The following is a 23,166-nucleotide window of genomic DNA, read 5'->3' as shown; positions in this document are numbered from 1 at the left end:
CGCAATTCGTCATGTCAATGCTGTCTTGGGTGACAAAATCTTCTCCTGTCAATAACGTGCGGTTCAAGGCAGGATTGTCTAGCTTTCGGTTAAACATTAAACCAAACCTCCAGAGTCAGAAACGTTTGCTTCGCCGTCTCAACGACCTGAGTAGCCTCTTCTTCCGTTAATACAGACTCGCTTACAAATTGGCTGAATTCCGCCCATTTCGCTCTCGTTTCGGTACCATAAGCGTTAAAATACGCCGTGCCTTCGCTTGCGTTGTCCGTAAGCGGCAGAAATTTGCGAACCTGCTTCGTAATAATTTGCCCACCCATTGTGGAGCCTTCAATCACATACATATAACCAAGCATCTGGGCCACTGTAGCTAGTTTAGGAAGCTGCTGGCATTCCGGTAGCTGCTGCAGCTGCTCTTCGCTTAAACCAAGTGCCAGCAAATCGCGTTCCAATAGCGGGGATTTGGCCCGGTTTTGAATAAACTCGCCAAGCTCGTGCTCGTTTTGCGCTTCTGATAGCGCGGCAATATGGCGTTCCACCGGCTTAATAAAACCGTAAAACTTCTGTAAGTAAAGGGAATAGTCCGTTACGTTCAAAGTTTGATTCATAATGGCTTTGGCAAAGCGGTTGTCCTCGATCTGCTTGTGATTCACAGCAGTCTCTTCCTTCAATCGAGCCATGACGTTCATATGGGCGTTCACTCCTATCCATTTATAGGCTTTTCGCCTTAAAGAAGAAACACTTGTCTGCATAAACATCGCTGTGCTTCACGCTGAAAATATGATTTTTCACCTTATAATCAATACATAATTATAACTGAGAAAATTAATATAATCAAAGTGTTTCTCCATGGATTTTTGTAACAAGGCCTACTCGCTAGCCGTTATAACATCCTTTTTCGAACGGGTTAAATAGACAATCATGCCTAAGATGCAAACCAGGAAAATCGCGCTTGTTCCTACAGTTCCAAAGCCTAATCCGCCGTCATCCGTTGACTGGGACAAATAATCGCCAAGCGATGCTCCTAATGGCCGCGTAACAATATAGGCGATCCAAAATGCCAACACCGCATTGCATTGATAACGGTAATAGGCAGACGTTACAGCGCCAATAATGGCTGCGAATATAAGTGCCGAAGTCAAATAGCCAAGCTGCGTCCAAGCATTTTTTTCTTAGCATAGGTAAAGCTAATTAATTATTAGTTAACCGGTTATTAAATTTCTATATATTAAAAAATAAAAAAAGCCTGGAAAACCAGACTTTTTCGTCAAACATTTTTATACATTGGGGTGTGTATGCATACGTGAGTCGGCCAGTTGTTCCTGGCTTAGCGCTTATTCGCGGCCAATCTCTTCTGACGATTCAAGGCTTAAGGAACCACAGCATCCGGTTGTGGCTGGGACCACTGATGCTGAAGCTACTGTTGCTGAGACTGCTGATGAATCCACTGTTGCTGAAATCACACAGCTCCGGGCTTTCCCTCCTCCTTTGGAGGACTGAGGTTCCGCTATTTTGGCTTTTCCTTCGATTTCAGGCCGCACGCGGACAGGAAAGCCGCTATTGCCCTCATCATCCCCTCAAAATGGCGATAGGCAGTGTAATAGCGGCTCCTGTGTCCGCCGCCGGTGCCATAATCCACGATTCGGTGAAAATAGCGGCTGCTGTGTCCACCAAATCTGCCTTGGTGCCTTGGTGCCTTGGTGCCTTGGTGCCTTGGTGTCTTGGTGTCTTGGTGTCTTGGTAGGATTTGCTCACGGAGCAAACCCCTGAAACGAGGAGCACAACGTAACTTTTCGGGTAAGCAGGTTCACATTCTTGAGGAGAGATATTCCTTTTCACTCAGAATTTGGATCTGGATTTGGATCTGGAACTGGATTGTTTACTTTTGCACACACGCTCAAGTGGAATCCTATTACTTGAACACCGTTACACCTTATAAATATCTATCGTATGCAAAATGATACTGGCCAGAGCCCAGCTCCAGCGTAACGCTTCCCGCTTCTTCATGAATCGCGGTGATGCCCGCCGCTTGCGATAGTGCAATGCCATTTTCCAGCACATCGGCTGCCGCATGCGCTTCTGGAAGCTTTAGCGTCGCACGGGCATTGCCCGGCACCGTCACTTGAATTTCCATTCGCCCTGCTTCCATACGGCGCCAAGAGGAAACGACTACCCCATACATCGTTGTAAGCCTTGCTTCCGCCCATGTTAAACCTGGTCCCGGCTGCGGGCTGATTTTCACATGCTTGAATCCCGGCTCCTCCTCGTCTGGCTGAATGCCAGCCACGTAGCTGTACAGCCATTCTCCGATTGCACCGTAGGCATAATGATTGAAGGAATTCATATCCTCGCTCCAGAAGCTGCCGTCTTCCTTGATGCCATCCCAATGCTCCCAAATAGTCGTCGCGCCTTTCGTAATTTGATAGAGCCAGGAAGGATAATCCTCCTGCAGCAGCAAACGGTAAGCTAGATCATTGCGCCCAGCTTCGCTAAGCACTGGATTCAAATAAGGCGTACCGACAAATCCTGTCGTCAAATGGTCATCTTGTTCCTTTAGCAGCTCGGCAAGCTTCTGCTCGGCCCTCTCTTTCGCCGCCCCTGACACGAGGCCGAAGCGCAGCGCCAGCACCTGCGCCGTTTGTGTCGGTACAGACAGCCGCCCGGACGGGGTCAGAAACTCATGCTGGAATGCGGCAATAATTTGTTTATGCCAAGCAGCAAGATGCTCCACTTCCGTTTCTTTCCCTAATGCTTTCGCCGCTTTAGCGACAAGCGATACCGAATAAGCGTAATAGGCCGTTGCAATAAAATCTCTGTCCGTGGCCCCGACGTAGCTGTTCGGCTTGGAATCAAGCCCGAGCCAATCGCCAAAGTGGAATCCCGTGTTCCACAAATAAGGGTTGCTCCCCTGCTCATAAATGTACTGAATCCATTGGTTCATGCTGTCATATTGCGCCTCCAGCAGCCTAGCATCGCCATACGCTTCATACATCGTCCATGGACAAATAACCGCCGCATCGCCCCAAGCCGCAGAGGAATGGCTTGTGTCTCCCCAGCCTTCGGAAAACTCAGGCTTCAGATTAGGGATGTAGAACGGAATGCCCCCTTCCGGCGTCTGATCCGCTTTCAAATCTTGCAGCCATTTAGTGAAAAATGGGGCAACATTCATCACATAGGAAGCCGTTCGAATGAACATTTGCGCGTCGCCCGTCCAGCCTAGCCGCTCATCGCGCTGCGGGCAGTCGGTCGGCACATCGACAAAATTGCCCTTTTGCCCCCAGACGATATTATGATGCAGCTGGTTCACCTTGGCATCCGAGCATTCGAAAAACCCTGTACGCTCCATATCCGAATGCAGCACAATTCCACGGAAAGCTTCGAGCTCAATCGGCGCTTTAAACCCCGTCAGCTTCACATAACGGAAGCCTTGAAAGGTGAAATGCGGCTCAAACGATTCCTTCCCATTCCCTTTCAACGTATATTGGATACGCTGCTCGGCCCGGCGAATATTGCCCATATAGAAGTTTCCATTCTGATCTAGCACCTCCGCATGCTGCAATTCAACCCTATGTCCAGCGGCGCCTTCGACTTCGAATTTTACCCAGCCGACCATGATTTGGCCAAAATCAATCACCGTATCGCCCTCTGGCGTTTGGATTACAGCAATCGGCTTCAGTGTTTCGGCGGGGCGAACAGGCTCATTTACCTGCTGGGTTATGATCGACTTAGGATGTATAATCGTTTCAACTGGCTGCCATACGTCTGAATCCGCCGTTTGGCTGCTATGCCAGTCCAATTCCAGACGGGCGTCATAACGCTCGCCATGATACATTTCGGACATTAGAATCGCGCTTCCAGCCGCTTGCCAATCATTATTCGAAACGACAACATCCTCCGTATCGTCCTCATTGACAATATGCAGTTGGAAGAGCAGCGCCGCGCGTGAACCATAAGTCTCCTTCTCCTGCTTCCAGCCGAGCTCCCCTTTGTACCAGCCATTGCCGAGCAGTGCGCCAATCGCATGCGTGCCAACGGTCAACTGGTCTGTTACATCGTAAACCTGATATTGCAGCCGCTTGCCATAGCTGGTCCAGCCCGGTGTAAAATAGTCGTCGCCAATGCGATTGCCATTCCATTGCAGCTCATACATGCCTAGTGCCGTAGCGTAAATCCGGGCGCTTTTGACCGTTTTTTCAACGGTGACAAAGGTTCGGAGCAGCGGAAGGCGCTCCGCGTCCTCTTCCGTCGCAGCGAAATCGGAAGGCGCGCTAATCCACTCCGCTGTCCACTCGCTGTAATCCATGAGACCGGTTTCAAAATAGGCCGTTTCCGACCAAGCGCTGCCTTCCAAAGACAACTCGGTAGTCCACACCTTGACCCGATAATAATATCGCGTACGCGCTTGCAGCTCGATTTGATCCAGCACAACATGAACGGATTGACCAGAAGCGTTCCGGCCAGAATCCCATAAAATTTGTCCAAACTTTGGCTCCAATGAAACTTGCAGCTGGTAGGCCTGCTGCTGAATGCCTCTTTCCTCTGATTGGATTTGCCAGCTGATTCTAGGATGCGGCACATCAATGCCAAGCGGATTTTTCAAATATTCACATCTGACTTTTGCGATCTGGACCATGGGACGACCTCCTCTAATCAGGAAAAGCTGCTGTTCATCACTTACCCTGTTATCGTATAATTATAGCGTCCATTTTCGGCAAAAATCCTTGTAAAAAGGCCAACATATCCCGGTCATTCAGCCAACTATTTAAGGGGGAGCATACGATGAAAAAACCTGTGCAATGGTATAAAGGCGATCATTTTTTTGGCAATCAGCTTCCGATTTTCGTCAATCGCTACCAGGAGGATTTCAAGGTTCCCCTCCATGCGCATGATTTTATAGAGTTCAACTTTGTTGCCGAAGGGAGAGGCTTTCATCATATTGGAGATGATATTGTAGCCGTGAGCAAAGGGCTGTTTTTCACAATACCAGTCGGCATTCCACATGTGTTCAGGCCTACCTCTACGGATCCCTCCCAGCATCCGCTCATCGTATATAATTGCTTATTTGCACCTCAGCTGCTGCTTTCAATGTCCGCCTTGTTTACCGATCCGCTGCTGGAGCAATATTTAGCTGAGCTGCAAAATGGTCAAGCCACCTATCATTCGATTCAGGATCACGATGGTTCAATTGAAAAACTGCTCGTGGCGATGTATCAGGAGTTTTCTTTCTCGGCAGCAGGAGCGGACACTTATCTATACACGCTATTCCTGCAACTGGTCATAACCATTCACCGACTGCGAAGCGACAACCGCCCGTTGAAAATAAAAGATGTGTCGCACTTCAACATGCTCATTCAGTTTATGGAGCAGCATGTTCATGAAGAGCTGACACTCGCGAAGCTGGCTAGAAGATCCGGCTGGAGCATTCGGCATTTGCAGCGGCTGTTCCTACAGCACACCGGACAAACGTTTGGCAACTATTTGAACCAACTGCGCATACAAAAAAGCTGTGAGCATTTACGCTTAACACAGCTTAAAATTAGTACGATTGCCGAAATGGTCGGCTATAGCCACATTGATTCGTTTAATGCGCTTTTCAAGAAAAGAGTCGGCCAGACGCCTGGCCAATATCGCAAGCAGTTTAGATGAAACTGCGCGATTCAAGCAAGCTTTTAAGGTTTGGCAGCGGCTTTACTGGATCGCCATACGTGTCACTCGTCGTCGTAATGACGATTTTCTCAGAGGGTACAACGCCAATATACGGCTATGGTATCGGCAGTTTATTGTCCCCTCTCTTGCTTCATTCCTTCGAAAGCGCCCGTTATTAATTGCTTAATCACGCTTTCCTCCAGCCCATCTCCTGTAACTAACAAGCGATAAAAAATCGGCCCATAAAGCAAATCAATACTCAATTCAATATCTAGCTCCCGTTTCAGTTCCCCCCGCTCTACCCCTCGCATGAGCAGCTGCCTTGCTTCCAATCGGCGAGGACGGACATACTCCTCCCGCAATGCAGCAGCAAGCTTCGCATCAAATTGCCCCTCTCCGATAATTTCCGTAATCACCTCTCCTTCACGGCTCGTTAAAAATCGGGATAAATTAGTCGCATGAAGCAAAATATCTTCATATACAGCGCCCGTATCCGGTATTGGCAGCCTTGCAGTGATGGCATACATAAAACCAGCCATTACAACGGCTCCTTTATTAGGCCACCATTTGTAGATCGTCGCTTTGCTCACCTGTGCCTGCTCGGCAATTTTCTCAACGGTAACGCCGCCAAATCCGATTTCAAGCAGCAAGTTGTAGGAGGCCGTTAAAATAGCACGCTCCGCTTCAACGTTGCGAGGTCGCCCTCTTTTTATATTCAATGGTCATAGCTCCTTTTGTGGACTTTCTTTACATTATATAAAATTTTGGGCGCGTTGAAAAAAAACATTTTAAATACTGTACGTTTAGTATATAATATAGCCATAATTAAAAAAAGGATTCGCACCACCCATTTGAGCAGAAAGAAGGCATGATGTTATGAACAACTTACAGTCCAAGGAGAAATCCATTCCGAACTGGCTTATGTTTCTTTTAGCCGCTGCTTGCGGTCTTATTGTAGCTAATCTTTATTATGCCCAGACGTTAATCGGGCCGATCAGTTCCTCCATCGGAATACCCTTAGGAGCAGCAGGACTAATTGTAACGCTAACTCAAGTAGGCTATGTGGTCGGTTTATTATTTATCGTCCCACTCAGTGATTTGATCGAAAACCGCCGATTGGTTACCGCCTCACTAGTTGTCGTCATTATCGCGCTAATCGGAACGATATTCGCCCCTAATACAGCCACCTTCCTCATCTCCGCTTTATTTATAGGAATAGGCTCGGTTGCTGCGCAAATTCTTGTCCCCTATGCCACTTTCCTTGCAGCGGATGAACAGCGCGGTCGTGTTGTAGGCAATGTAATGAGCGGTCTGCTGCTAGGCATTATGTTTGCTCGGCCATTAGCCAGCCTCATAACGGAATATTGGGGATGGCGGGCGGTATTTATTTTATCTGCTATCGTGATCATATTGCTCGCAATTGTTCTATCCCGTGCGCTTCCACAGCGGAAACCAACACCGTCCCTCCAATATGGGGCATTGATCCGTTCTTTAGGCTCGCTTTTGAAAGCAACGCCTATTTTGCGCCGCCGCGCCTTTTATCAAGCTTGTTTATTTGGCTCCTTTAGTTTGTTTTGGACCGTCATTCCACTGCGTTTAACCGAATATTTTCATTTGACGCAGCAAGGCATCGCTTTATTCGCTCTCGCTGGTGTAGCAGGAGCCGTAGCGGCGCCTATTGCCGGCAGATTGGCTGATCGTGGTTTGACTAAATTGCTGAGCGGCATCGCGATTGCCGTTTCTGCCCTTGCTTTTTTGACAGCCTATCTCGTCCGAGGGGATTCTTTCGCCGCTTTGACGTTACTGCTGGTTGCTGCTATCGTTTTGGATATGGGGGTGTCAGGAAATCTTGTGTTGGGCCAGCGCGTTATCTATTCGCTAGGCAGTGAGATGCGCGGACGCCTTAATGGCCTATTCATGGCTATTTTCTTCATCGGCGGAGCCGTGGGGTCTTTTTTGGGAGGATGGGCCTATGCTTATGGGGGATGGGCTTTAGCTTCCCTGATCGGTATCGCTCTGCCGGTACTTGCCTTTCTATATTACTTAACCGAGGCAAAGCAGCCATCAGGGAATGCATAAAACCTTCGTGCTTGGTAAAAAGAAATTTCTTACAGCGGAATTAAAAAATAAGGGGAAGCGCTGCTTGAACCAGTCTTGTATTGGCAAGTCCAGCGCTTCCTTTTTGTGAACCTATAACAACTCACCCTCCGGTGGATGCTATAGCAGTTCCCCTTCATAGGCGGTTACAGCTTTTTCTCATATAAATTTGCGCTCCAGCCCTCTGCATCGTATCTGCCGCATAAGCTCAAGCCTTGGCTAACATAAAAAGCGTTAAGCGACGGATTTTCCGCCATGCAATCAAGGCGCATCCAGGTTTTTCCACGCCCGCGAATATATGCTTCCGACCACGCAAGCACTTGACCGCCAAGACCTTGCCCTTTGAAACTGCGAGATACAGCCAGCCGATGCACATAACCGGCATCCGTATGAAAATGCTCTCCCCAGATCGGCTCGTAGCCCCACTCGACCGAAAAACAGCCCGCAAGCTCGCCCCGCAAGTAAGCGACGAACACTTCTTTTTCCCTAATGAATTTCTCTAAATATTCCATTGTAAAAGAATCCTCGCTCCACTGGCGCAAGCCTTTCGCCTCATATATCCAGCGGGCTGCTTCCTTGTATAAACGAAGCATCGCTTCCAGATCATCAGATGCGGCGCGTTTAATTTCAAGCTCGGCTTTCGATGCAGACACTGCCAAGTGGAGGCTGTTTTGTACTTTCTCTTCATGCCAATCATATTCAATAGTAGCTGCTGTTTGCTCAGCCCGCTCCTGACCGTGCAGCCTTGCCACGACATAAAGTGCAGCATCCATGCCAGCCGTCACTCCTGCGGACATGACGATTTTTCCGTTATCCACATAGCGCACGTTCTCAACAATCGTCACACTGGAAGGCGCAAGCTCACGCAGCAGATCAAGTGCCCGGCGATTCGTTGTAATCTGGAGTCCATCCAGCAAATTCGCTTTGGCCAGCAGCAGCGCACCTGTACATACAGATAAAATAAGTTCAGCATGCTGTGCCGTTTGGCGAATCCAGCTCGTAAGCTTCTCATTATGAATCTCCGTACGCGATCCCATGCCACCAGGAACGATTAATATATCAGGCATAGGACAATCGTCGAAGCTATGCGCTGGTGTAATCGCAATTCCGCTAAGCGTATGCAAAGCTTCCTTCGTCTCTCCAACCGTGTATACGTTAAAATCCCTATCCTTGCCGCTCGAGATGGCGAATATATCAAACGGACCAGCAAAATCAAGTGTATCCACTCTCTCATAAACTAACACCGCTACATTTCTCGTCTGCTTCAATTCGACCTCTCCTTAAAATAGAAAAGTATTTGGTCATTTGACCAAATACTTTGCCCAGGCGAACGGCTGCTATGACATATGCGCTCCACCGCAGTGCTCTGCGTTTTCGCCAGTTACGCATACCAAATAATTAATGCTAGTATAGCGGAAAGCCGTTATTTGTCAACAACTAATTCCGACTTTTTAAATCGGCATTGCATTACCTTCATGATCGACGAACATAAAGCGACCGTCCGGCGTGCGGCGCTGCTCCAATAGCTCAATAATGCCGCGCGCGCTGTGGCTCGCATCCAGCGGCGCTTCTCCACCGCCCATATCCGTCCGCATCCAGCCAGGATGAATACTGAGCACCTGAATGCCCCGCTTTTGCAAATATACATGAAGCTGCTGCGTGAACATATTGAGCGCTGTTTTGGATATCGCATAAGGATAATCGCCTGGATAAGCATGCGTGATGCTGCCCGCTTCAGAAGAAATATTAAAAATGGCAGCGTCCTTCTCCGTTAATAAAGGCAGCAAATGCTTCACGACACGCATAGGCCCATATACATTAATATCCATCGTCAGCGCAACTTCCTTAAAATCCAGCTGTTCGATGTGTGTATTTCGAGAATTGAGAATCGCTGCATTATTAATGATTGCTCCAAGGCTCACGTTCTGCTCCTTCAATTGTGAAGCGAGCGCTGCAATGCCTTCCTCATTCGTGACATCCAGCTCCACAATCGACAGCCGCTCACCATACTTCTCAGTAAGTGCCGATAGCTTTTCATTAGTCTCATTAGGTGATCGAACTCCCGCCACAACCGCATGTCCGCGCTCCAGCGCCTCACTCGTCAACTCGTAGCCAAGTCCTCGCCCTGCACCTGTAATTAAAATGTTCATGCTCCCAGCTCCCTCTATTTAATTTCTTTCCCGAAGGAAGCTTCCGCTTCCTTAAGCGACTGCTCCAATCTGCTACGCAGCTGCACCATCCACTCCGACTCATTGTCCCACGTTTCCGCTATCGCCCTCCTTACACGAGCGTAGCTGTACACGCTGTTAAAGCCTTGGCAGCCAGGCAACATCTCCTCATCGGAATCATAATGTATGAGACCAAAATGCTTATCAGAAACCGACCACGTCTGAAAATAGCTCCTTAGCTGCTGCACTTCAAAAAGCATTGCTGCTTTAACCAGCTCAGTCTCTTGCTTTAATGCAATCGCTTCCAGAACAATGAAGCCATTGTCCTTCAAATAGGCGCTAAATGCAAGCTCCGCTCACATATTTCCCTTATTTTTCTGACGAAAGAAAATATACGGGGATCACGATTTAAGCTTGACACGTTTCGTTTACACTTGTAAACTTTAAATATCGTTTACAAGTGTAAACGAATAAAATCAAGAAGGGTGAATACGATGCACGAGTCCCCACACATTACCGAGGCCGAAAGCGAAGTGATGAAGCTACTCTGGCAAAAGGAGCCTTTGTCCGCCAGTGAGATTATTTTCAAACTAACCCAACAAATGCATTGGTCGGATCAGACGATTAAGACCTTCCTGAATAGGCTTCACAAGAAAAAAGCGATTCGATTCGAAAAGTCCGGCCGGAACTACCTCTACTATCCGCTGGTTTCGCATGATGAATACTTAAAGGCCGAGAATCGTTCATTTCTGAATAGAGTTTATAAAGGAGCAGTAGGGATAATGTGCGCGAAATTTCTCGAAGAAGAGACACTATCGGATAAAGATATTGAGGAACTTCAACAAATTTTGGAGAACAAGAAGAAGCTATGAAGTATCTGGAAACGGTCTTTTCTCTTCTGTTCACTGCGTCAGCCGCATCGACGGTAATTCTATTAATATTACTCTTGATTCGGAAGCTGTTCCAAAAGCACCTTAAACCTAGAGTTATCCATATATTGTGGTTTCTTGTGTTAATTAAGCTGCTGGTTCCCATTGCTCCACAGAGTCAGTTAAGCTTGTTTAATGTGCTGCCGCAAACGTTCCCGCTGGAATGGAATTCAGATCAGAAGAGTAAGCAGCTCACTCCCTTTACTAAGATCGGTTCCAACTTGGAAATTCAATCCAATTATATGGATATAAAAAAGCAGCCTCCCGAGTTCATCACGAACCAAGCAGACGAAACAGGAACTTCAGTCGCCACACGTTCTTCTCAAGACCATATTCCAGAAAGCACAGATGGAATGACCTGGCTATCGATTGGCTCGCTGGTATGGCTTATAGGGCTTCTATGCTTGGGTGGATATTATCTGTTTAGCGCGCTGATTTTCAGAAAAACAGTCGGAAACTCAGTGAAAATTGAGGATGCTGAAGTACTCATGGCTCTTGAGGCATGCAAACAGAAGCTGAACATTAAAAAAAGAGTATACGTCTATGAAACTAGCCATCTTCGCAGCCCTTGTCTTTATGGTTTATGGAAGCCGCGGATTTATTTGCCCGAGGATATCAGCACGATCGCCGATTCAAACCAGCTAACGCATATCCTGATGCATGAACTCATTCACTACAAACGCAAGGACTTATGGTTCAACTCCCTGTGGGCTCTTTCCGTAGGGATGCATTGGTACAACCCTTTGGTGTGGCTTTCCGTAAGAAAGATGAAAGCCGATCAGGAGGTGGCCTGCGACGCTCGTGTTCTTGAAGCGCTGGGCGAGCGTGAAGCTTTGTCCTATGGCAGAACCTTACTTATGCTGTCGCGTTTATTTGCCCATCCCCCCTCTTCTCAGGTCAACCTATCGTATTTTGGGGACAACAAAAATGAAGCAAAACGGAGAATGATAATGATTACCAAGTTTAAAAAAGGTTCGTACAAGCTCTCGGCCGCCGCTATTCTCTTGGTTATTGCCTTGAGCGCCATCTTGCTCACCAATGCGTCGGATTCAGAGAATGGTACCGAGCTCGATATGGTTGCCCAAGCAGCAAACCCTAGTTTGGATCTATATCCTATATACAACGATTCATTCAGATGGTTTCATAGTCTCGATCGGGCACTCGATTTTCCGAAATATAACTTTAAAATACCGGATTATCTTCCTGAAGGTTATCAGTTCGAGAATGTATTATATTATAAAAATTTCACCAGCGCCAACGATGACGATCTTATTGATGTAGCATCCATTACTTTTGTATCTAACTTTGGCAAAAAAAACAAACAAATTATAGAAGTCAAAGCTTCTATGGGAAATGGCAATTTGTTGGAGCACAATCAATTACGGGGGGCGGCTCACTATCCCCAAAGTGCAAACGAGACTCCTCAGTACCGACAGGAAACTATGACGATCGGCGATGTCAAAGGCACTTTATTCACGGATAAGAGACGCGACAAACAAAGGCCAGAAACGGGCACAAGCTTCTACTGGCAGGATGACAATATATGGTACGCAATCGATTATTATAGCGAGTATTTTTCGCAAGAAGAGCTCGCAAAAATGGTGAAATCCTTTGTTTTACCGCAGAAAGTTCAGCATGTCCGCTACGACGGAGCTGGAAATTCGTTTCCCCTTTATGATGGAAAGGATTTGCTTGCGGCGGAAAACATTCTTGACTTTACGGTGAAAATTCCTTTGGAATTGCCGGGGCTTAAGCTGAGCGGTTCAATATTACTTAGGGCCGGCGATCAGAATACTGAGTATGCGTTTAAACAAGCGACCGACGCTCTATGGACGACCTATCGAGCATCGTACGATTCCTCAACCTATAATATAGAGGATACTTTCTCGCTTTATCAGAGCAAGGAGCCGCTTTTCGACACATCTAAGCTCACATTCACTCGGAAACTGGAGATTAACGGCGTCGAAATTTCGGCTTATAATGACCAGAACCAAATCTACGTATCACCCACCATGCCTTATTACTTGTGGAAGCAGGACAATATTTATTATACTGCCGTTTTCTCTGGTATGGACAAGTACCAAGAAGACAACCTGAAAGCTATGATTTCGGCTCCCGAGAAATAGACCCGAGGGCGAGAGGGGATGCTTCTGGATATCTGCTTTATTTTTAGGAAAGAATCGCTTCTCCTTCTAGCTTTACCGGCCTGTCTGGGCGGGGCTCCAACTGCTTGCGCCTTGCCGTAAAACCGGCAAATGCAATAAAGCATAGGCTGAACATAAGCAAATACAGCTTATTGACACCCCAATGTGAAATGACCACGCCGCCCAAGGCACTGCCGATAATTCCGCCAATGCCGGAAGTAAGCGCCACAAACAAGGTCTGATACGTCGCTTTCGCATAGCTCGGCGCATAGCGGTTAATCACCTCAACCGAGGCGCTTGCCATGAACGCAAAGGCTATGCCATCAAACAGCTGCACAGCAAGCACCAGTCCCACTTGAGTGGAGAAAGCCATAACGAGACATTTCACGCTGTAGCATAAGGCCGCCAGCATCATCATCGGAATTAAGCCAAAGCGTCTATGCAGCTTAACCGCAAGCCAGAACATCGGCACTTCAATAATGGCGGCAATGCTGTAAGCTGTTCCTATCCAGCCTTTATTAAAGCCTGCTTCCTTGAAGTAAATCGGGAGAAAGTTAAAATTAATTGCAATCGAAGTGGCGATGAGAAAGCTAAACAGCACGAAGGTTAAAAAGCTTTGATGCCGCAAGATTTGCGCAGTATGCTGCTTCAACGACACTTTAGCTCTCGTCACAGCCTTATTAAATCGCAAATGAACTCGCCATAAAACAGGAAAAGAGCCGGCCCCGGAGGCCAGCTCTTATATCCCGCGCAATATTAGATTCGTTCATACAAATGAATTAGGACGTGTAGTTTTTGCCTAAACCCAGCTCTGTCAACAGCTGGCGATAAGCGATAGAGGTACGGTCAGCCGGAATATGGGCCTCAGCTTGAAGATCAAGCGGCAAATCCTCCGGCGTCTGCGCTTCGACCATTTCAGCATCCTCTTGGAACACCTTTAAGTTAAAATCTATCGTATCTTGAATCGGAGCGTTCTTATCGAAATTACGCGATATTGGGCAGAAAAGTCTTGTATATCGGGCCGATACTGGAGATGCGCAGTTTAAAATATTCAATCTCCCCTCATCTGGAAAATAAACGGTGAGCGATGCAGCGAATGGCGGAAACACGCGGAATTCGCGCAGCCACATAAAGTCATCAGGAGCCGGATTCTCCTGTCCCTTGCCATAGTTGCTGACCGTGCTCCAATATTCCGCAAGCAGCTCCTGTCCTTCCCGCTTCACCTTATATTGCGGCACCTCGGTGTTGTTGCGGTCGCCGAACGTTTCCGTATGCACATATGCAAAATGAGATACGTCCAAGAAACCTTCCATTTGGCGGCCAGCAGAGCCGGCAATATCAAAGCTCGGCGGCAAAACGTTCAAGTAATCGGGATCTTCCCAGCCGGGGAACGGCGGAATATTTTCCTCCAAGGACATCAGTGACGTCCAGATCAAGCCGTAACGCTCTATGGCCGGATACGTGATGAGCTTTAGTTTAGGCGAGATGCGCGAATCGGGATGCGCAGGCACCGCCGTGCATTTGCCTTCGCAATTGTAGCGGAAACCGTGATACGGGCATACGATTTCGCCATTTTCAATCCAGCCCTTGCTGAGCGGGGCTCCGCGGTGAAAGCAAAGGTCACGGGCGACGACGACCCGGTCGCTGCTGCGGTAGCAGACAAGCTTCATATCCAGCAGGGTTACCGCCACCGGCTTATCTGCAATCTCGCTTGCAATCGCGATCGGATACCAATATTGCGCCAATACATGCCAATCCTCAGCAGAAAAGGTACAGTTCCGCGGCAGCTCGCTCTCTTCTCTTTTTTTAGCTGCCGTCCTTGTGTTTTGCTCCATAATCGTCATATTGTCCACCTCTTTATCGTAGTTAACCGCTTTGACTTAAGCGTATATGGGCTATGTTTGTCGTTTTTTGCATTTAAACCTGGCTAAGAATGCGCACCGGAACGTTCAAGTCTTCCTCCAGCTTGCGGTAATGCTCGCCTTTGGCAATGATCGCCTGCACGCCGACAAGCTTTACCCCCATCTCTTCCATCTGCACAGCAATCGAGCGGATCGTTGCACCGGAGCTGATTACATCATCAACGAGCAGAACACGATCACCTTTCTGAAAGCCGTCAAAGCAAATGCGATTTTCGTTGTATGCCGTTTCGCGCTTGGCCTCCAGATGAATATCTTTATACAAATCCGTGCTCAGCCTTAAAATGTTAATCGGCTTCAGCAGCTTATACGCCGCAAGCATCCCCCATGTGTGGCCACCAGGCTCTGGCGATACGATATAATCGTAATTGTGAAAATGGTCCTCGATGCTCACCGCCAAATTATCGGTAATTTCATTGATAAGCTCTGGAGCGATATAGGTTCCCCGCTCGCCGAACGGATATAGTTTAAAGTCATAAAAGGTATCATTTGGTTTCTGAATTTTGACTGTTCTGGCATTAGCAATGGAATCGGAAAGTCTGGTGTTTGTGAGGCTCATATGCTTCTCTCCCTTAAATTTCTCTATTGTCGCCCTAAGTGTGAAACTTATAAGCTCTTATATTTCAAAAAACCCAGACTTAAGAGACTTCAGCTTCATTTCCCTGCTGCGATCAGCCCTAGGGCATCGCTAAACAGGAAAAATGCGTCGCTTTCAGTCTCTTGTAGCCTGGGGCAATTCACGGTTGCCTGTAGAAACGCCCATCCCTTATTAATGGGCTTATACAAGAATAACGCTTTTATAATTTAATGTTAACTTATCTAACATTAAAGGTTTTAATTATAATAGCACCACCCTTTTTCACTGTCAACAACGAATTCAGTGTCACTTTATCTATCATTAAAATACTAGAACTATTTTAGCAATAAAAAATAGCGGCAGCCTTGGACAAGTCAATACCGTCCTAGACTACCGCTATTTAAACATCTATCGCGCCTTGCGAGCTTTCGCGTTTGTATTTTTCATCTTACATCTCAAAGCATATATGGCTGAAGGTTCCCATTTCATATCCTCTGTAGATGATTTTGGGCTGTTCCACCCCAGACGAACTTCCTAAAGCATGAAGGATCGGAACGAAATGCTCCGCTCTCGGGACAGCCCGCTTGGCATGTGGCGCTAATGTTTCATATTGCAAAAATGCGGCTATGTCTCGTTGAACGATCTTATCCGCTATCCAATCATCAAATTCAACCGCCCACGCTTCAGGATACGCTTGATTCATTTTGATTTCATTAAAATTGTGGACGGTCGTTCCGCTGCCAATAACCAAAATATTTTCCTCGCCCAAGCCTTTAAGCGCTTCGCCTATTTGGAGCTGTTCATTCGCAGATAGAAAAGGGTTTACCGATATCGTCACAATTGGAATATTTGCCTCTGGATACATGTATCTTAGGAAAATCCAAGAGCCGTGATCTAATCCCCGTTCATCATCCCTATCAACCGTTATGCCATTTCGTCTAAAACGATCTTCTAATTTTGCAGCCAGCTCAGGCGAACCTGGGGCAGGATAAGTCAATTGATACAATTCATCCGGAAAGCCATAAAAATCATAGATCGTGTTTAATGTCCCCTCAGCGAACGAAATCGTCGTATTCCGCTCCTCCCAGTGGGCACTGAACAGCACGATCGCTTGCGGTTTATACTTTTTCCCAATATCGGATAAAAACCGGGTGTAATCCGATTCAGCCATCGCGGACAACGGTGAGCCGTGGCAAATAAAAAGGGATGGCAGCATGCTTTTTCGCCTCCTTATTGTCTGTTATTGGCAAGCAGCTTTATCTGGCCAAAAAGCACGATCAAAGCTAAAACCAGCAAAATCAATGGCATGCCTGCTACTTCAAAGCCTTGGCCTGCCTTTAAATGTGTAAATACAGCTCCAGCCATTACAACCGCTAATACTCCGCTAAAAATAGGAATCAGCTTATTTCTCCAATAACCAATCAATAACCCGACAGCCCCCAAAATCTCAACAATCCCCACAACGTACATGAACGCTGTGCCATATCCATAAATGTCATTAAAGGCTTCCACTTGGGTAGGATCTCCACTAACCTTCATAAACCCAAACATTAAAAATCCAAGCACTAGCAGTCCTTGCAATATTCGCACAAGCCATTTCACTGTAACGATTCCTCCTTGAGTATGTTTAAATCATAGATGTATAATAAGCTCTAGAGTTATTTATTAGAAGTAGGAACTTTAATTAAACCTAGTATACAAAAAGATACCATAGGAAACGAAAGGGGAAAACGATCAAATGCCTGAGGAATGCAAAGTGGAAACGGCTTTAGAAATTTTAGTTGGCAAATGGAAGCCTATTATTTTATATCAGCTTTTTTCGCAAGGTACGATGAGATTCAGCGAATTGCAAAAATCATTGCCGGACATCACCAAAAAAATGCTTACCTCCCAATTGCGGGAATTAGAATATCATGACATCGTTCATCGTGAAATTTATTTGCAAATCCCCCCTAAGGTCGAATACTCCATTACGGAATACGGCATGAGAATGGCGCCTTTATTGCAGGCCATGAATGAATGGGGAATGTCTCATATTGAGCATCTCAATGAGCTATATGGAGAGGAAAGCAAGTCAAACGATCTGTAAGTGTAAACAAACAACCGACCTTTGAGGTCGGTTGTTTGTTTCGTCCGGTTAATTCAGATACGTACCGCCATTTAAATTGATCGCTTCGCCGGTAATAAAATCAGACATGGACGAAGCGAGGAATAATACGGCAATGCAGCCCGGCAAAAGTATAATGTGCTGTTTAAATTGACATCCATTACCTCCTGCCAGTCATCAATCCCCATCTCAATCATAGAGCTGCGGTTATTGATGCCAGCATTATTGACGAGATTGTCAATTTTGCCGAAATGACTTACGGCTGCCTCAATAACACAGCTTGCTACCCTCTGTCTTATGCCATATTTCATAGCAGCTCTGATTCGTTTGCCTTTATTCCGCAATATAAGGCTCAGTTAGAACAACGTATTTAATCGCTTGCCGGAAATAAGTGTAAGCGATATGAAGCTTGCCATCCTTCGATTGCTTTATCGTCGGATACGAATATTCACGATTTAGACGCTCCTTGGAATTGTTCGTCATCGCATACCCATCGCCCACTTCAATATTGCGTTTAATCGGCCAAGTCAAGCCATTATCCTTGGAAATTGCCAGCGTCATTGGCGCACGAGGTGCGCCCCAAAATGCTTGCCGTTCCTCGCCGGAAGGAATCTCTGTCAGGATAGGCGCTGCAGCCTCCAGTTCATCCGCTTCCTCGTCTTCTATTTCATCGTACAGCGAAGCACGGCGCTCCATTGAATCGCTTGCGCTTTTATGATTGTATACTAGCGCCAAATCGCCATTCGCAAGCTTCGTGAATTGAATGGAGGAATTGTTGTTAGGCAGCGATGTCGGCACAGGCTCGCTCCACGTTCTGCCGTGATCTGCCGAAGCGCTTCTATAAATATAATCCGCCCAGCGGCTGCGATAGAGCGCAAGAAGCGTGCCATCATCCAGCTTCTCGATATTCATATGCACGCAGCCAACACTGCCCGGCACCGTTACTTCCTCCCATGTTTTCCCTTGATCGGACGAAATTTTCACGGCGCTCCCATCTTTGTTCCCTGTCCATTTCTCGCCCGGATTCGTGCAGCAGTACCAGATCGGCAGCAGCCAATCGCCATTGTCCAACACCGTAATTGGCTGTCTGATAAAGATGCCTGGCGTATCGAACAGCGTATCAATGTCGCTCCACGTATAGCCATTATCGTCCGATATGCGGCGTCTAATGATCGCCGTATCCTGATTGCCAGATTTTTGCGCGGTATAGAGCAGCCACAGCTTGCCGTCTGGGAGGGAAAACAATACCGGGTTTTGCTCTGAGCGTGTCGGATCATCCGATAGCTTGACCGGCTCCGTCCAAGCCGTTGCTCCTTTATTTAGTCGGGACAAATAAATGGAGATGTCCGGAATGCCTTCCTGTGTTCCTGCAAACCAGACGCAGAGCACATCGCCATTATCTAAAATATGAAGAAAGGAAGCATGATTTTGCACCTGATGGGATGGAATATAAGCATCGGAGCGATACGGTTCTCCCGGTGTTGCTGTCATTTCATGGTGGAAAGCAGAATGTTGTTCACTCATTGGCAATAACCCTCCTAAAAGCAATATAAGTTTGAATTCATGTAAGCTTATTTATTCGACCCAGCTGCAGCTTTGCTGATCCAGCGGTCAATAACCACAACAATGTAAGGCGCGACGACTGCAATATACATATTATCAATGCCGAATGGACCATCCAGTAAATACCATACCGTTGTGCCTAGTGTTGTAGATAAAGCTACAGTGGAAACCCCGACAAAAATTGAAGCGACCAGCGATGTAGCGACAATGGCACTGAGAATCGGGTGCATATGCTGCATAAACACCGGGAACGCATAAAGCGGATCTATATCCGGGTACAAATAGCGCGCGCAAACGCCGATGATCGCTACAGCAACAGCAAGCAGCAGAAACAGCAGTCCAGCATAAATCGTAGCGCGTTTAGCCGCCTTCGCATCTTTTGTGGAAGTAATGGCCTGGATAATGAACGGTGTGGAGAAAAGCGCAATAAAGGCTGTCAGCAAAATTCAGCTTCGGATACCATCATTATGCAGGATAACGCTTACATTTCAACTCGAAGGGGACCGAACGAAGCCGATCATCCCTTCTCTCAAGCTCATTGGCAAGGGCCGCGCTTATTTCGGCGACAGCTCGACAGCAGATGCAAGGGCGGCAAGCATGCTTCTCTCATCGGCTATATTTTTCCCTGCGATATCAAAGGCCGTGCCGTGATCCACAGAAGTGCGGATAAATCCGCCTTTTAAGCCAACCGTAATGTTGACGCCTTCCTCCAGCCCCAGCACTTTGATCGGCACATGGCCTTGATCATGGTAGCAGGCAATGACGATATCAAAGTCTCCGCGCACCGCCCGGTAAAACAGCGTATCGGCCGGATAAGGACCGCTTGCGTTAATGCCCTCTTCAATCGCTTGACGAATGCCGGGAATAAGCTTTTCTTCCTCTTCCCCTTCACCAAACAAGCCATTCTCCCCCGCATGCGGATTTATGCCGCATACCGCAATCCGCGGACGGTCATAACCCGCTCTAGTCAACGTAGCATGAGCGAGGCGAAGAACGGTGAGCGTTCTCTCTGGCGTTATATTGTCAATCGCTTTTCTCAGCCCGACATGCGTCGTGAGATGAATCACCTTCAGCTTCGGCGACGATAGCATCATCGAATAATTTTGCGTATCGGTCAGCTCGGCGAAAATTTCCGTATGCCCCGGGTACAAATGTCCGCCCTTGTGCAGCGCTTCTTTATTCAATGGAGCGGTACATACGCCTTGCAGCTCGCCGGCCTGCGCCAGCTCAACCGCTTTTTGAATAAACTGGAATGCAGCATCACCCGCAACCGCCGATACTTCGCCCTGCTTTAAATCCGCTGGCAGCAAATTTAGATCAAAGCAGTCAATGACGCCTGGCTTAAATTCGCATTCCGCTGTGCTGCTTACCGTGTGAACCGTAAATGCTGCACCGGTTTGTTCGATAGCCCTCTGCATGCTCTTCGCATCACCGATTACGACTGGGCGGCATTTATTCAGCACTTCCTCATGCTGCAGCGCCTTCACAATAATTTCCGGACCGACGCCAGCGGCATCCCCCATTGTAATACCGATAATCGGCTTGCTCATGTCCATTCGCCTCCATGCAATTTTTTGATGACATGCTCCATCGTTCGATCTGAACCAAAATTTCCAGCCTTCGTCACCATATAAAGGCCGCGAGCTTCATATTTGCCTAGCAGCACGCCCGGCTCCAGCTCCTCCATAAGCTCGACCGCCGTTATGCCAAGCTGCTCCAACACCTGATAAGCGGTATCGCCGCCTGTCAAAAACAGCTTATGGATTGCTAGCTTGTCGAAAAGCTTAACGGTTATGCTGCCAAGAGCGGCAGAAATGGCATCGCTAATTTGGATCGGTGTCATGCCTAGCCATTGGCCTGCCGCTTGTGTGTCGGCGATATTGTCTGAGGCGACGATAACGGTATCGCGACCGTCTGCCAAAGCACGATTCGCCTCGTCGATGACGCGATCCAATTCCCCCTGCTTACCAGCCTCGTCAGCGAGCAGCTTCTCGGAACGGGCAATGATTTGCACTGCCAGATTCTGATTCATTAAATTGCGCAGCTGCTCGCGCCCCATCTTGCTCACGCTGCCTACGACGAGCAGAACGGGATCATAACTAACTGGCAGCGGAATATGCAGCGGCTTGTCATTTTCAGCCACAGCATATGCTTTCGGAAGATGGTTCATCAGGCCAGCTGAGCCAACCCAGACAAATTTATAGGACAGCTGCGCCAATGCATTCGCCAGCCTCTCCAAATCCCCCTCTGTAACTGAATCTGCGACAATATAGGTCATATTTTGTATTTTGCATGCTTTAAGCCTGTCAGCTAGATGCGCCTTTCCTTGGTCAATATCTGATACGGAAAGATGGGCAACTGCCCGTCCCGTCTGGCTAGCTACCAGCTCTACCACATCGGACTGGAGCACCGACGTCTTCGGATCACGGCTTACCTCGGTCTCATGCAGCAGCTTGCCATTCAAATGATGAATACGTTCAATAATTTGCCGACCGTTCTGCGGATAACCTGGGGCGATAATCGTAAAGTCCGGCTGAATGACATCGGACATCGCATTTAGCTCAGCACCGATATTTCCACGAAGCGTGCTATCTATTTTTTTATAAATCAGGTCAAAGGGCTGCTCATTAATATATTGGCTAATCTGTTTGACGATTGACGAAGCTTCATTCGCAGGCAAGGAGCGGCTTACCGTGTTGAATACAACAGCATCATAATGCGGCTCCTCCGCCATAACCGGATTAATTCGAACCGATACGCGCATGCCATAACGCACCAGCTGCCCTCCGCAATCGCATGCGCCCGTCAAATCGTCGGCGACAATCGCAATTTTCACGGTAATCCTCCCTTATTTCACAATCAGGCTGCGATAAATCATTTTCATATCGTCCAGGCTTAGCACCTTCGGGTTGTTGTTTAACAGTCTCGTAACCTGCGAAGCAGCTTGCGCTAAGGCCTCGACATTTTCCTCCTGTACGCCATAGGCGGTTAAATCCTGCGGTATTTCCAGCTTCTCTGTCCACTCGCGAATTTTCTCGATGACACGGTATGCTGCTGCCTCTGGCGAAAGCCCTTCTGTCTCAATGCCCATTGGCCCAGCAACGAGATGGAGCCGATCTACACAATGATCCATATTAAACGCCATCACACCAGGCAGCAGCATCGAATTGGCGACGCCATGAGGAATGCCATATTTGCCGCCAAGCGGATAAGCGAGCGCATGAACCGCCGCCGTTCCCGCTGCCGTAAGCGCCATTCCGCCATACGTTGAACCAAGCAGCATTTTCTCACGCGCCTCTAGTGACGAACCATTCTCGTAAGCTTCAATAATGCTTGAAGATATGAGACGGATGGACTCCAAAGCGAACATGTCACTGAAATAATTAGCTTTGTTCGAAATAAAAGATTCCAGCGCATGCGTGAACGCATCCATGCCTGTTGCAGCCGTTATCGGCTTCGGCAGCTCCAGCGTCAGAACCGGATCAAGAATAACAAGCTTCGGCAGCAGATAAGGGCTGACAATTCCGATTTTCAGCTCCTGATCAGGGAAAGTAACGATCGCATTCGGCGTCACTTCTGAGCCCGTGCCAGATGTCGTCGGGATCAATACGGTGGCCACTCCTGACTTAGCCACTACATTTGTGCCAAGCATGTCAGCGATTTTTTGCTCATTCGTCATCAGCACCGATAAAATTTTAGCCGCGTCCAGCACGCTGCCGCCGCCAAGGCCGATGATGATTTCATAGTGATTACCGTGATATGCCGCGAACGTTTCTTCTATGTTTTGCACCGTCGGCTCTGGTAAAATCGCTGTGCATACGTCAAAGGCGATGCCTTGCTCCGTTAACTGCTGCTCGATGACGCCAGAGTAGCCCTTGCGCTGAACCGTTGGCTGCGTAACAATCAAGGCGCGCTGAATGCGAGGATGAACAGCAGGCAAATGCTCCTTCAGCTGCGACAAGGTGTTCGCACCGGCAATGATACGGTCTGCTGTCTGAAAGTGATAAACATTCAGCATT

The 23,166-nt window shown here is 47.7% G+C and carries 22 protein-coding genes, 2 pseudogenes and 2 riboswitches; of the genes and pseudogenes, 5 read left to right on the top strand and 19 right to left on the bottom strand.

Annotation, left to right across the window (positions count from 1 at the left end; translation table 11 throughout):
• Positions 1 to 89: 89 nt before the first annotated feature.
• The 4 genes and pseudogenes from AC6B99_RS11510 to AC6B99_RS11495 form a co-directional block, all read right to left on the bottom strand.
• On the bottom strand, positions 90 to 686 hold the full coding sequence (locus AC6B99_RS11510; protein ID WP_496663383.1) for a biliverdin-producing heme oxygenase: 597 nt from the start codon (positions 684 to 686) through the stop codon (positions 90 to 92).
• Positions 687 to 866: 180 nt separating this feature from the next.
• A pseudogene (locus AC6B99_RS11505) lies at positions 867 to 1,148 on the bottom strand (COG4705 family protein); the annotation flags it as partial.
• A 418-nt stretch (positions 1,149 to 1,566) separates the two neighbouring features.
• Positions 1,567 to 1,752 (bottom strand): hypothetical protein, encoded by a 186-nt coding sequence (locus AC6B99_RS11500; RefSeq protein WP_496663382.1) that lies wholly within the window; start codon positions 1,750 to 1,752, stop codon positions 1,567 to 1,569.
• A gap of 178 nt (positions 1,753 to 1,930) precedes the next feature.
• Positions 1,931 to 4,630 (bottom strand): family 78 glycoside hydrolase catalytic domain, encoded by a 2,700-nt coding sequence (locus AC6B99_RS11495; RefSeq protein ID WP_496663381.1) that lies wholly within the window; start codon positions 4,628 to 4,630, stop codon positions 1,931 to 1,933.
• Between the two features lie 146 nt (positions 4,631 to 4,776).
• On the opposite strand from AC6B99_RS11495, the gene AC6B99_RS11490 reads away from it, so the two are divergent.
• A complete protein-coding gene (locus AC6B99_RS11490) occupies positions 4,777 to 5,643 on the top strand; it encodes a helix-turn-helix domain-containing protein (protein WP_496663380.1) in 867 nt (288 codons plus the stop codon).
• 131 nt (positions 5,644 to 5,774) lie between these two features.
• Here AC6B99_RS11490 and AC6B99_RS11485 read toward each other — a convergent pair whose 3' ends face one another.
• On the bottom strand, positions 5,775 to 6,362 hold the full coding sequence (locus tag AC6B99_RS11485; protein ID WP_056035627.1) for a TetR/AcrR family transcriptional regulator: 588 nt from the start codon (positions 6,360 to 6,362) through the stop codon (positions 5,775 to 5,777).
• A gap of 157 nt (positions 6,363 to 6,519) precedes the next feature.
• On the opposite strand from AC6B99_RS11485, the gene AC6B99_RS11480 reads away from it, so the two are divergent.
• On the top strand, positions 6,520 to 7,722 hold the full coding sequence (locus AC6B99_RS11480) for an MFS transporter (RefSeq protein ID WP_056035622.1): 1,203 nt from the start codon (positions 6,520 to 6,522) through the stop codon (positions 7,720 to 7,722).
• A gap of 164 nt (positions 7,723 to 7,886) precedes the next feature.
• Here the strand turns inward: AC6B99_RS11480 and AC6B99_RS11475 are convergent, their stop codons facing one another.
• The 3 genes from AC6B99_RS11475 to AC6B99_RS11465 all read right to left on the bottom strand — a co-directional run bounded on the left by AC6B99_RS11475 (position 7,887) and on the right by AC6B99_RS11465 (position 10,240).
• Positions 7,887 to 9,008 carry a GNAT family N-acetyltransferase gene (locus tag AC6B99_RS11475; protein ID WP_063892563.1) on the bottom strand — a complete coding sequence of 374 codons (1,122 nt, stop codon included), beginning with the start codon at positions 9,006 to 9,008 and terminating at the stop codon, positions 7,887 to 7,889.
• A 45-nt stretch (positions 9,009 to 9,053) separates the two neighbouring features.
• A riboswitch (ZMP/ZTP riboswitch) is annotated at positions 9,054 to 9,135 on the bottom strand.
• Between the two features lie 56 nt (positions 9,136 to 9,191).
• On the bottom strand, positions 9,192 to 9,890 hold the full coding sequence (locus tag AC6B99_RS11470; protein WP_494860590.1) for an SDR family NAD(P)-dependent oxidoreductase: 699 nt from the start codon (positions 9,888 to 9,890) through the stop codon (positions 9,192 to 9,194).
• A gap of 14 nt (positions 9,891 to 9,904) precedes the next feature.
• Positions 9,905 to 10,240: a hypothetical protein gene (locus AC6B99_RS11465; RefSeq protein WP_494860592.1), complete on the bottom strand. Its 336-nt coding sequence runs from the start codon at positions 10,238 to 10,240 to the stop codon at positions 9,905 to 9,907.
• Positions 10,241 to 10,402: 162 nt separating this feature from the next.
• Here AC6B99_RS11465 and AC6B99_RS11460 point away from each other — a divergent pair, with 162 nt between their 5' ends.
• Positions 10,403 to 10,780, top strand: coding sequence for a BlaI/MecI/CopY family transcriptional regulator (locus tag AC6B99_RS11460; RefSeq protein WP_056035614.1), 378 nt, complete (start codon positions 10,403 to 10,405; stop codon positions 10,778 to 10,780).
• Positions 10,777 to 12,963, top strand: a complete 2,187-nt coding sequence (locus tag AC6B99_RS11455; protein WP_496663379.1) for a M56 family metallopeptidase — start codon at positions 10,777 to 10,779, stop codon at positions 12,961 to 12,963. The genes AC6B99_RS11460 and AC6B99_RS11455 overlap by 4 nt, the downstream gene beginning before the upstream one ends.
• Before the next feature lie 43 nt (positions 12,964 to 13,006).
• On the opposite strand, the gene AC6B99_RS11450 is transcribed toward AC6B99_RS11455, so the two are convergent.
• The 5 genes from AC6B99_RS11450 to AC6B99_RS11430 form a co-directional block, all read right to left on the bottom strand.
• A complete protein-coding gene (locus AC6B99_RS11450; protein WP_494860735.1) occupies positions 13,007 to 13,654 on the bottom strand; it encodes an MFS transporter in 648 nt (215 codons plus the stop codon).
• A gap of 106 nt (positions 13,655 to 13,760) precedes the next feature.
• Positions 13,761 to 14,816 carry a Rieske 2Fe-2S domain-containing protein gene (locus tag AC6B99_RS11445; RefSeq protein ID WP_494860737.1) on the bottom strand — a complete coding sequence of 352 codons (1,056 nt, stop codon included), beginning with the start codon at positions 14,814 to 14,816 and terminating at the stop codon, positions 13,761 to 13,763.
• 82 nt (positions 14,817 to 14,898) lie between these two features.
• Positions 14,899 to 15,459 carry a phosphoribosyltransferase gene (locus AC6B99_RS11440; protein WP_056035602.1) on the bottom strand — a complete coding sequence of 187 codons (561 nt, stop codon included), beginning with the start codon at positions 15,457 to 15,459 and terminating at the stop codon, positions 14,899 to 14,901.
• 144 nt (positions 15,460 to 15,603) lie between these two features.
• A riboswitch (purine riboswitch) is annotated at positions 15,604 to 15,706 on the bottom strand.
• 219 nt (positions 15,707 to 15,925) lie between these two features.
• Positions 15,926 to 16,693 carry a DODA-type extradiol aromatic ring-opening family dioxygenase gene (locus AC6B99_RS11435; RefSeq protein WP_056035598.1) on the bottom strand — a complete coding sequence of 256 codons (768 nt, stop codon included), beginning with the start codon at positions 16,691 to 16,693 and terminating at the stop codon, positions 15,926 to 15,928.
• 14 nt (positions 16,694 to 16,707) lie between these two features.
• A complete protein-coding gene (locus AC6B99_RS11430) occupies positions 16,708 to 17,079 on the bottom strand; it encodes a DoxX family protein (RefSeq protein ID WP_056035594.1) in 372 nt (123 codons plus the stop codon).
• 136 nt (positions 17,080 to 17,215) lie between these two features.
• Here AC6B99_RS11430 and AC6B99_RS11425 point away from each other — a divergent pair, with 136 nt between their 5' ends.
• Complete coding sequence (locus AC6B99_RS11425; protein WP_056035591.1) at positions 17,216 to 17,566, top strand: winged helix-turn-helix transcriptional regulator; 351 nt, start codon at positions 17,216 to 17,218, stop codon at positions 17,564 to 17,566.
• Positions 17,567 to 17,637: 71 nt separating this feature from the next.
• On the opposite strand, the gene AC6B99_RS11420 is transcribed toward AC6B99_RS11425, so the two are convergent.
• The 6 genes and pseudogenes from AC6B99_RS11420 to AC6B99_RS11395 all read right to left on the bottom strand — a co-directional run bounded on the left by AC6B99_RS11420 (position 17,638) and on the right by AC6B99_RS11395 (position 23,165).
• Positions 17,638 to 17,895 (bottom strand): SDR family NAD(P)-dependent oxidoreductase, encoded by a 258-nt coding sequence (locus AC6B99_RS11420; RefSeq protein WP_235533161.1) that lies wholly within the window; start codon positions 17,893 to 17,895, stop codon positions 17,638 to 17,640.
• Between the two features lie 22 nt (positions 17,896 to 17,917).
• Positions 17,918 to 19,108, bottom strand: a complete 1,191-nt coding sequence (locus tag AC6B99_RS11415) for a sialidase family protein (protein WP_056035584.1) — start codon at positions 19,106 to 19,108, stop codon at positions 17,918 to 17,920.
• A 47-nt stretch (positions 19,109 to 19,155) separates the two neighbouring features.
• Positions 19,156 to 19,572, bottom strand: a pseudogene (locus AC6B99_RS11410) (sodium:solute symporter family protein); the annotation flags it as partial.
• 129 nt (positions 19,573 to 19,701) lie between these two features.
• On the bottom strand, positions 19,702 to 20,697 hold the full coding sequence (gene pdxA / locus AC6B99_RS11405; RefSeq protein WP_056035579.1) for a 4-hydroxythreonine-4-phosphate dehydrogenase PdxA: 996 nt from the start codon (positions 20,695 to 20,697) through the stop codon (positions 19,702 to 19,704).
• Entirely contained in the window at positions 20,694 to 21,983 is a 1,290-nt protein-coding gene (locus AC6B99_RS11400) for a four-carbon acid sugar kinase family protein (protein WP_496663378.1), read from the bottom strand. Before AC6B99_RS11400 ends, pdxA begins: the two co-directional genes overlap by 4 nt.
• A gap of 12 nt (positions 21,984 to 21,995) precedes the next feature.
• Entirely contained in the window at positions 21,996 to 23,165 is a 1,170-nt protein-coding gene (locus AC6B99_RS11395) for an iron-containing alcohol dehydrogenase (protein ID WP_494881948.1), read from the bottom strand.
• Between the last annotated feature and the right edge of the window lies 1 nt (position 23,166).

The sequence above is a fragment of the Paenibacillus liaoningensis genome, from assembly GCF_059609455.1.
Note: the sequence above shows the minus strand (reverse complement) of the source record. Positions and strands in the feature narration are given on the sequence as shown.

What these genes read in the sequence shown, in the direction of transcription:
- AC6B99_RS11445 (WP_494860737.1), bottom strand. Translation starts at nt 14,816, where the DNA reads ATGGAGCAAAACACAAGGACGGCAGCTAAAAAAAGAGAAGAGAGCGAG.
- AC6B99_RS11455 (WP_496663379.1), top strand. Translation starts at nt 10,777, where the DNA reads ATGAAGTATCTGGAAACGGTCTTTTCTCTTCTGTTCACTGCGTCAGCC.
- AC6B99_RS11480 (WP_056035622.1), top strand. Translation starts at nt 6,520, where the DNA reads ATGAACAACTTACAGTCCAAGGAGAAATCCATTCCGAACTGGCTTATG.
- AC6B99_RS11435 (WP_056035598.1), bottom strand. Translation starts at nt 16,693, where the DNA reads ATGCTGCCATCCCTTTTTATTTGCCACGGCTCACCGTTGTCCGCGATG.
- AC6B99_RS11460 (WP_056035614.1), top strand. Translation starts at nt 10,403, where the DNA reads ATGCACGAGTCCCCACACATTACCGAGGCCGAAAGCGAAGTGATGAAG.
- AC6B99_RS11490 (WP_496663380.1), top strand. Translation starts at nt 4,777, where the DNA reads ATGAAAAAACCTGTGCAATGGTATAAAGGCGATCATTTTTTTGGCAAT.
- AC6B99_RS11440 (WP_056035602.1), bottom strand. Translation starts at nt 15,459, where the DNA reads ATGAGCCTCACAAACACCAGACTTTCCGATTCCATTGCTAATGCCAGA.
- AC6B99_RS11425 (WP_056035591.1), top strand. Translation starts at nt 17,216, where the DNA reads ATGCCTGAGGAATGCAAAGTGGAAACGGCTTTAGAAATTTTAGTTGGC.
- AC6B99_RS11470 (WP_494860590.1), bottom strand. Translation starts at nt 9,890, where the DNA reads ATGAACATTTTAATTACAGGTGCAGGGCGAGGACTTGGCTACGAGTTG.
- pdxA (WP_056035579.1), bottom strand. Translation starts at nt 20,697, where the DNA reads ATGAGCAAGCCGATTATCGGTATTACAATGGGGGATGCCGCTGGCGTC.
- AC6B99_RS11510 (WP_496663383.1), bottom strand. Translation starts at nt 686, where the DNA reads ATGAACGTCATGGCTCGATTGAAGGAAGAGACTGCTGTGAATCACAAG.
- AC6B99_RS11395 (WP_494881948.1), bottom strand. Translation starts at nt 23,165, where the DNA reads ATGCTGAATGTTTATCACTTTCAGACAGCAGACCGTATCATTGCCGGT.
- AC6B99_RS11420 (WP_235533161.1), bottom strand. Translation starts at nt 17,895, where the DNA reads ATGAAATATGGCATAAGACAGAGGGTAGCAAGCTGTGTTATTGAGGCA.
- AC6B99_RS11415 (WP_056035584.1), bottom strand. Translation starts at nt 19,108, where the DNA reads ATGAGTGAACAACATTCTGCTTTCCACCATGAAATGACAGCAACACCG.
- AC6B99_RS11495 (WP_496663381.1), bottom strand. Translation starts at nt 4,630, where the DNA reads ATGGTCCAGATCGCAAAAGTCAGATGTGAATATTTGAAAAATCCGCTT.